The organism is Streptomyces sp. NPDC086777 (assembly GCF_040702065.1).
In the GTDB taxonomy this organism is placed as follows: Bacteria; Actinomycetota; Actinomycetes; order Streptomycetales; family Streptomycetaceae; genus Streptomyces.
In genome coordinates this window covers 1-7983 of record NZ_JBFBJI010000085.1, presented here as the reverse complement: position 1 = coordinate 7983, position 7983 = coordinate 1, and the positions used below count along the sequence as shown (strand labels likewise).

Here is a 7983-nt window from a genome sequence, read left to right as displayed (position 1 = left end):
GCGGTGTCGTTGGTGCAGCGGTTGCGTGAGCGTGGGTTCGGGGTGTCGGTGCGGGCGTTGTTCGAGTCGCCGACGCCTGCGGGGGTGGCCGCGGCAGGTGACGGCGGCAGTGGTGGTGGGGCGGTGGACGTGCCGCCGAACGGCATTCCGGACGGGGCCGAGCTGATCACGCCGGAGATGCTGCCGCTGGTGGATCTCACGGTCGGGCAGATCGAGTTGGTGTGTGCGTCGGTGGAGGGCGGGGCGGCGAACGTGGCGGACGTGTATCCGCTGGCCCCCTTGCAGGAGGGCATTTTCTTCCACCACCTGCTCGCCGAGCCTGGTGCGGCGGATGTGTATCTGGCTCCGATGACGCTGGCTTTCGACGACCGGGAGCGGCTGGACTCGTTTCTGTCGGCGTTGCGGTGTGTGGTGGATCGGCACGACATCTATCGGACGGGGTTGGTGTGGGAGGGGCTGCCGGAGCCGGTGCAGGTGGTGCGGCGGCAGGTGGTGGTGCCGGTCACCGAGGTGACCCTCTCCGGTGACGGGGACGCCGCGGCTGAACTGTTGGCGGTGGCGGGCTCGTGGCTGGACCTGCGCCAGGCGCCGTTGCTGCGGGTGCACGTGGCCGAGGAGCCGGACGGCGGCGGCCGCCTGCTCGCCGTGGTGCAGGTGCATCACCTGGTGCAGGACCACACCGCGTTGGAGGCGGTGTTGGGCGAGGTCGCGGCCCTCATGACAGGCCGCGCCGAGGAACTCCCGGCGCCGCTGCCGTTCCGCGACTTCGTCGCCCAGGCCCGACTCGGAGTCTCCCAGAAGGAGCACGAGGACTACTTCAGCCGTCTGCTGGGCGATGTAGCGGAACCGACGCTGCCGTTCGGTCTGTCCGATGCCCGCGGGGACGGCACCGGTGTGCGGCGAACCCGGCGGACAGTCGACGACGGGCTGGCGGCGCGGGTGCGGGAGCAGGCGCGTCGTCTGGGGGTGAGTCCGGCGACGTTGTTCCATGTCGCGTGGGCGCGGGTGCTGGCGAGTCTGTCCGGCCGCACTGACGTGGTGTTCGGAACGGTCCTGCTGGGCCGGATGAACGCGGGCGTGGGCGCCGAGCGGGTTCCGGGGCCGTTCATGAACACCCTGCCGGTACGGATCGACATCGCGGACCTGGATGTCGCCGAGGCGGTGCGGGCGATGCGCTCACAGCTGGCCGCCCTGCTGGTCCACGAGCACGCCCCTCTGTCACTGGCCCAGAAGGCCGGCAACGTCCCGTCCGGCACGCCGCTGTTCACCTCTCTCTTCAACTACCGCCGGAGCAGTCGGTCTGTCGTCCGGCCGGCTGACGGCGGGCGACAGGGCCTGGCCGGTGTGGAGCTGGTGCACAACCAGGAGCTCACGAACTACCCGCTGGCCGTGGCCGTGGACGACAACGGTGTGGGGTTCGCCCTGACCGCCGACGTGATCGCCCCGGGCGACCCGGACGTGGTGTGCTCGTCGTTGCACACTGCTCTGGAGGGTGTCATCACCGCTCTGGACGAGGCGCCGGACAGCCCGGTGCGCGGCGTTGCGGTGCTGCCGAACGCCCGGCGCGAGCAGATGCTGAACGACTGGAACGACACCGCCACGCCGACAGCGCATGTGACGCTGCTTCAGCTGGTCGAGAAGTGGGCGGAGCGTACCCCCGGGGCGCCTGCCGTGGTGTGCGGCGACGAGCGGGTCACGTACGCGGAGTTGGACGAACGGGCGAACAGGCTCGCGCGGCGGCTGACCGCTCGTGGCCTGGGTGCGGACGCAGACGCGGACACGGTCGTGGCGGTGGCGATGGACCGTTCGGTCGATCTGGTGGTGGGCTTGCTGGCGGTGTGGAAGGCCGGAGCCGCCTACCTGCCCGTCGATCCGGACTATCCCGGTGAGCGGCTGGCGCTCATGTTGGCCGACGTCCGTCCTGCCTGTGTGCTGACCACCGTCGAGCATTCCGGTGCCCTTGGCATAGGGGATGACGTTCCGGTAATGGTCCTGGACGGACCGGAGTCGGTATCCGGCGGCGTTGGTGGAGGCGTCGGCGGGGGCGGTGAGCCGGAGGAGCGGGCGGAGCGCCCGGTGCCGTGCGGCGGAAGCGCCGCGTACGTGATGTACACCTCGGGGTCGACCGGGCAGCCGAAGGGCGTGGTCGTCACGCAGGGCGCGCTGGCCAACCATATGGCGTGGATGCAGCGGGAGTTCGGTCTGGAGCAGCGCGACCGCGTGCTGCACAAGACGCCGTTCGGGTTCGACGCGTCGGCGTGGGAGTTGTGGTGGCCGCTGACGGCCGGGGCGGTGCTCGTGGTCGCCGCACCGCAGGGGCATCGCGAACCGGCGTATCTGGCAGAGCTGATCCGGCGTGAACGGGTGACCGTCGCGCAGTTCGTGCCCTCGATGCTGGCGGCGTTCGCGGCCGAGCCCGCGGCGGCGGACTGCGACAGCCTGCGGATGGTGTTCAGCGGAGGTGAGGCGCTCTCCGTCGACCTGCATCGCCGCGTGACGGACCTGTTGGGCGTGGGGCTGCACAATCTGTACGGGCTGACCGAGACCACCATCGACTCCACCTTCTGGCGGTCGGGACCCGGTGCGGACGGGACGAGTGTCCCGATCGGCCGGCCTATCGACAACACCCGTGTCCACCTGCTCGATCGCTTCCTGGAGCCGGTTCCGTCCGGAGTGGTGGGGGAGGTGTACGTGGCGGGCGCCGGGCTCGCCCGTGGCTATCACGGCCGTACGGGACTGACGGCGGAGCGGTTCGTGGCGTGCCCGTTCGCCGGGCCGGGTGAGCGGATGTACCGGACCGGCGACCTGGCCCGCTGGACGGTGGACGGTCGGCTGGTGTTCGTGGGACGCGCGGACGACCAGGTGAAGGTCCGTGGGTTCCGCGTCGAACCGGGCGAGGTCGAGTCGGTGCTGACCGCGCATCCCGGAGTCGCTCGGGCGTTCGTCGTCGCACGTGAGGATGGGCCCGGCGACGGCCGGCTGGTCGCCTATGTGGTGCCCGCGGACGCGGGCGTCGCCGGCGCGGATCTGCGTGCCTTCGCGGGGCGGCGGCTGCCGGAGTACATGGTGCCGTCTGCGGTGGTCGTGCTGGACGCGCTGCCCTTGTCGGTGAACGGGAAGGTGGATCGGGCGGCGTTGCCGGTTCCGGAGTACGCGACCGCCGGTCGTGGGCGGGGCCCTGCCACGGTGGCCGAGGAGATCGTGTGTGAGGCCTTCGCCGAGGTGCTGGGCCTCGAACGGGTGGGGGTGGAGGACAACTTCTTCGAGTTGGGAGGGCATTCGCTGCTGGCGGTCTCGTTGGTGCAGCGGCTGCGTGAGCGGGGCTTGGGCGTTTCGGTCCGGGTGCTGTTCGAGTCGCCGACTCCGGTGGCACTGGCGGTGGCGGGCGCGGGGACCGAGGTGGACGTACCGCCGAACGGTATCCCGGACGGGGCGCAGGCGATCACGCCGGACATGCTCCCGCTGGTGGATCTCACCCCGGCGCAGGTGGAGTCGGTGTGCGCGTCGGTCGAGGGCGGGGCCGCCAACGTGGCGGACGTGTACCCGCTCGCCCCGTTGCAGGAAGGGATCTTCTTCCACCACCTGCTGGCGGAGCCCGGCGAAGCGGACGTGTACCTCGTACCGATGGTCATGTCGCTGAGATCCCGTGAGCGGCTGGACGCGTTCGTCGCGGCGTTGCAGCGGGTCGTGGACCGGCACGACATCTACCGGACCGGAGTGCTGTGGGAGGGGCTGCCCGAGCCGGTGCAGGTGGTGTGGCGGTCCGCGGTCGTCCCCGTCACGGAGGTGACGCTGCCGGCGAGCGGAGCCGATCCGGTCGCGGAGCTGCTCGCGGTGGCCGGGCATTGGATGGACGTGCGGCGGGCGCCGCTGATGCGGGTGCACGTGGCGGCGGATCCCGGCAGTGACCGGTGGCTCGCCCTGGTCCAGGTACATCACCTGCTGCAGGACCACACCGCGGCGGACGTGGTGCTCGGCGAGGTCGCCGCGTTCATGGCGGGCCGTGGGGACGCGCTGCCGGCGCCGCTGCCGTTCCGTGACTTCGTCGCCCAGGCCCGGCTCGGTGTCTCCCGCCAGGAGCACGAGGAGTACTTCGCGGCCCTGCTGGCGGACGTCACCGAGGCGACGCTGCCGTTCGGCCTCTCCGACGCCCACGGTGACGGCACCGACGTGGCACAGGGGCGGCTGGCCGTGGACGACGCCCTGGCGCAGCGGGTACGGGAACAGGCGCGCGTGCTGGGGACGAGCCCGGCGACGCTGTTCCACGTGGCGTGGGCGCGGGTGCTGGCCTCTCTGTCCGGGCGCGGTGACGTGGTGTTCGGGACGGTGCTGCTGGGCCGGATGAACGCGGGCATGGGCGCCGAGCGGATCCCCGGCCCGTTCATGAACACCCTGCCGGTACGTGTGGACGTCGACAGCCTGGACGTACTGGGCGCGGTCCAGGCGATGCGGTCCCAGCTGGCGGGCCTGCTGGTGCACGAGCACGCGCCGCTGTCGCTCGCCCAGAAAGCCGCCGCCGTCCCGCCGTCCGCTCCCCTGTTCACCTCCCTGTTCAACTACCGCCACAGCCGCCGGACCGCGGCGGACACCGGCGACCGGCGGGGCACGGCGGGCGGCGCCGCACTGCTGTTCGCCGAGGACCGGACGAACTATCCGCTCGTCCTGGCGGTCGACGACCTGGGAACCGGGTTCGAGCTGACGGTCGACGTGGTCGCCCCGGTGGACCCGCACCCGGTGTGCGCCCTGCTGAACACCGCCCTCCAAGGACTGATCGCGGCCCTGGAGGACGCGCCGCAACGGCCCCTGCGGGGGATCGAGATCCTGCCCGGCACGGAACTCGCGGAACTTGTGACGGGCTGGAACGACACCTCCACCCCCACGGTGGACGCGACCCTGCCCCGGCTGGTCGACCAGTGGGTGACCGACACCCCCGGCGCCGTGGCGCTGGTGAGCGGGAACGACCGACTCCCGTACGCGGAGCTGGACCAGCGGGTGTCGCGCCTGGCCGGGGTGCTGGCGGCACGGGGGGTGGGTGCGGAGACGGTCGTTGCGGTCATGCTGGAGCGGTCGGTCGACCTGGTGGTGGCCCTGCTGGCGGTGTGGAAGGCGGGCGGCGCCTATCTGCCCGTCGATCCGTCGTACCCCCGGGACCGGGTCGGCTTCATGCTGGCCGACGGTGGGCCGGTGTGTGCGGTGACCGTGAGCGGCCTGGCCGGAATGGTCCCGCACGAGCTGGACGTGCCCCTCCTGTGTCTGGACGACCCGGACGTGGTCGCGGAGACGGCGGCGGCGGTCCCGGTGTCCGCCGGACCTGGCCGCCCCGACGCGGCCGCGTACGTGATGTACACGTCGGGATCGACGGGACGGCCCAAGGGCGTGGTGGTCTCCCAGCGGGACGTGGTGGCCCGTGCCGTGGACCGGTGCTGGGAGGAGTCGGCACCCACCCGCGTCCTGGCCTACGCGCCCTACGCGTTCGACGCGTCGGTTTTCGAGCTGTGGGTGACGCTCGCCGTCGGCGGCACGGTGGTGCTGGCCCCGACCGACGAACTGGACGGAGGACTGATCCGGGACCTGGTCGGCGCCCATGGGCTCAGCCACGTCTGGGTGCCCGCCGGCCTGCTGCGCGTTCTCGCGCAGGAGGACCCCGAGTGCTTCACCGGCCTGCGGGAGGTGCTGACCGGGGGCGACGTGGTGCCCGCGCAGGCGATGACAGCGGTGCTCGAGGCATGCCCGGGAGTGACGGTACGACCCGTGTACGGGCCGACGGAGACCACGTTCTGCGCGACCCAGTACGCCGTCGCGGACGGCCCGGCGGTGCCCGAGACGCCACCGATCGGCCGCCCGATGGACAACACCCGGACCTATCTCCTCGACGGCCGACTGCGGCCGGTACCGCGTGGGGTGGTGGGCGAGCTGTACGTGGCCGGCGCGGGTCTGGCCCGCGGCTACCACGGCCGGCCGGGGCTGACGGCGGAGCGTTTCGTCGCCTGCCCGTTCGGTGCGGTGGGCGGACGCATGTACCGGACCGGCGACCTGGCCCGCTGGACGGCCGACGGCCGGCTGGTCTTCGCCGGCCGCGCGGACGAACAGGTGAAGGTCCGCGGCTTCCGGGTCGAGCCGGCCGAGGCCGAGGCTGTCCTGTCCGACTGCCCGGGCGTCGCCCAGGCCGTGGTCGTCGTCCGCGAGGACACCCCGGGCGACAAGCGCCTCATCGCCTACGCGGTGCCCGAGGACCGAGGCCCCTCCGCCGGGGACGCGGACCTGTCGGCAGAAGCGTCCGCCTTCCTGGGACAGCGCCTGCCGGAGTACCTGGTGCCGACCGCGGTGGTGGTGCTGGACGAACTGCCGCTGACGGTGAACGGAAAGGTGGACCGGGCGGCCCTGCCCGCGCCGGAGTACAGCCTGCACGCCGGCGGCCGCGGGCCCGCCACGGCCGACGAGGAGATCCTCTGCCACCTCTTCGCCGACGTCCTGGGCCTGGAGCGGGTCGGGGCGGAGGACGACTTCTTCGCCCTCGGCGGCCATTCGCTGCTCGCGATGCGGTTGGTGTCCCGGGTCCGAAGCGTCTTCGGGGCCGAGGCCGGGGTCCGGACACTGTTCGAGGCGCCGACCCCGGCCGCTCTGGCGGCGCGGATCCGCGCCAGTGGTCCGGCCCGGGCGGCCCTGCTGCCGTGGGAACGGCCCGAACGCGTCCCGCTGTCGTTCGCGCAGCGCAGGTTGTGGCTCCTGGCCCAACTGGAGGGGCCCAGCCCGGCCTACCACATCCGGGCGGCGCTGCGCCTGACGGGGCGAGTGGACGCCAGTGCCCTGGGCGCCGCGCTGTCGGACCTGGTCGCCCGGCACGAGGTGCTGCGCACGGTGTTCCCGGTGGTGGACGGAGAGCCGTTCCAGCACGTGCTGGCACCCGAGGAGGTGGGTGAGGTACTGCGGGTCGCCCATGCTGCCGAGCAGCAGGCCGAGGGCCTGGCGGCGGCGGAGGCGGAGCGGGCGTTCGACCTGGCGGCCGAGATCCCGTTGCGGGCGCTGTTGGTCGGGACGGGTCCGGACGAGCACGTGCTGGTGGTGGTGTTGCATCACATTGCCGGGGACGGCTGGTCGATGGGGCCGTTGGCCCGTGATCTGTCCCGGGCGTACGCGGCGCGGTGTGCGGGGCGCGCGCCGGAGTGGGAGCCGTTGCCGGTCCAGTACGCGGACTACGCCCTGTGGCAGCGGGAACTGCTCGGCGACGAGAAGGACCCGGACAGCCTGCTGGCCGCCCAGGTCGGTTACTGGCGGGAGACGCTCGCGGGGGCGCCGGAGGAGCTCGATCTGCCCACCGACCGGAAACGCCCGGCGGTCGCCTCGCACCAGGGCCACACCGCCACTCTCGACATACCGGCCGATGTGCATGCGCAGTTGGCCGCGTTGGCGCGTGAGCGGGGCGTGACGCTTTTCATGGTGGTGCAGGCGGCGTTGGCGGTGTTGTTGTCGCGGTTGGGTGCGGGGGAGGACATCCCGATCGGGACGGCGGTGGCGGGCCGGACCGACCAGGCGTTGGACGATCTGGTCGGGTTCTTCGTGAACACCCTGGTCCTGCGCACGGACCTGAGTGGCAATCCCACTTTCGGCGATCTGCTGGCCCGGGTGCGTGAGGACAGCCTGCAGGCACTGGACCACCAGGACGTGCCCTTCGAACGGCTGGTGGAGACCCTGGCACCGACCCGGTCCCTGGCCCGGCACCCCCTGTTCCAGACGATGTTGACCTGGCAGAACAACGCCACGGTGGGCCTGGACCTGCCGGGTGTCCAGGTACGGCCGATGGCGGCAGGAGCCACGCCGGCCAAGTTCGACCTCGACATCACGCTGGGCGAGGTCGTCGACGAGGACGGCCGGACCTCGTTGTCCGGGACGGTGACGGCGTCGGTTGATGTGTTTGGTGGGGGGTGGGTGGAGGGGTTTGTGGGGCGGTTGGTTGGTGTGTTGGGTGTGGTGGGGGTGGATGCG

The 7983-nt window shown here is 72.1% G+C and carries 1 protein-coding gene; it reads left to right on the top strand.

Translation table 11 applies throughout. The features are described 5' to 3' along the window. Positions 1-12: 12 nt before the first annotated feature. Positions 13-7983: amino acid adenylation domain-containing protein (locus AB0472_RS45755; protein ID WP_366365612.1), on the top strand; the 7971-nt coding region annotated here is incomplete at its 3' end.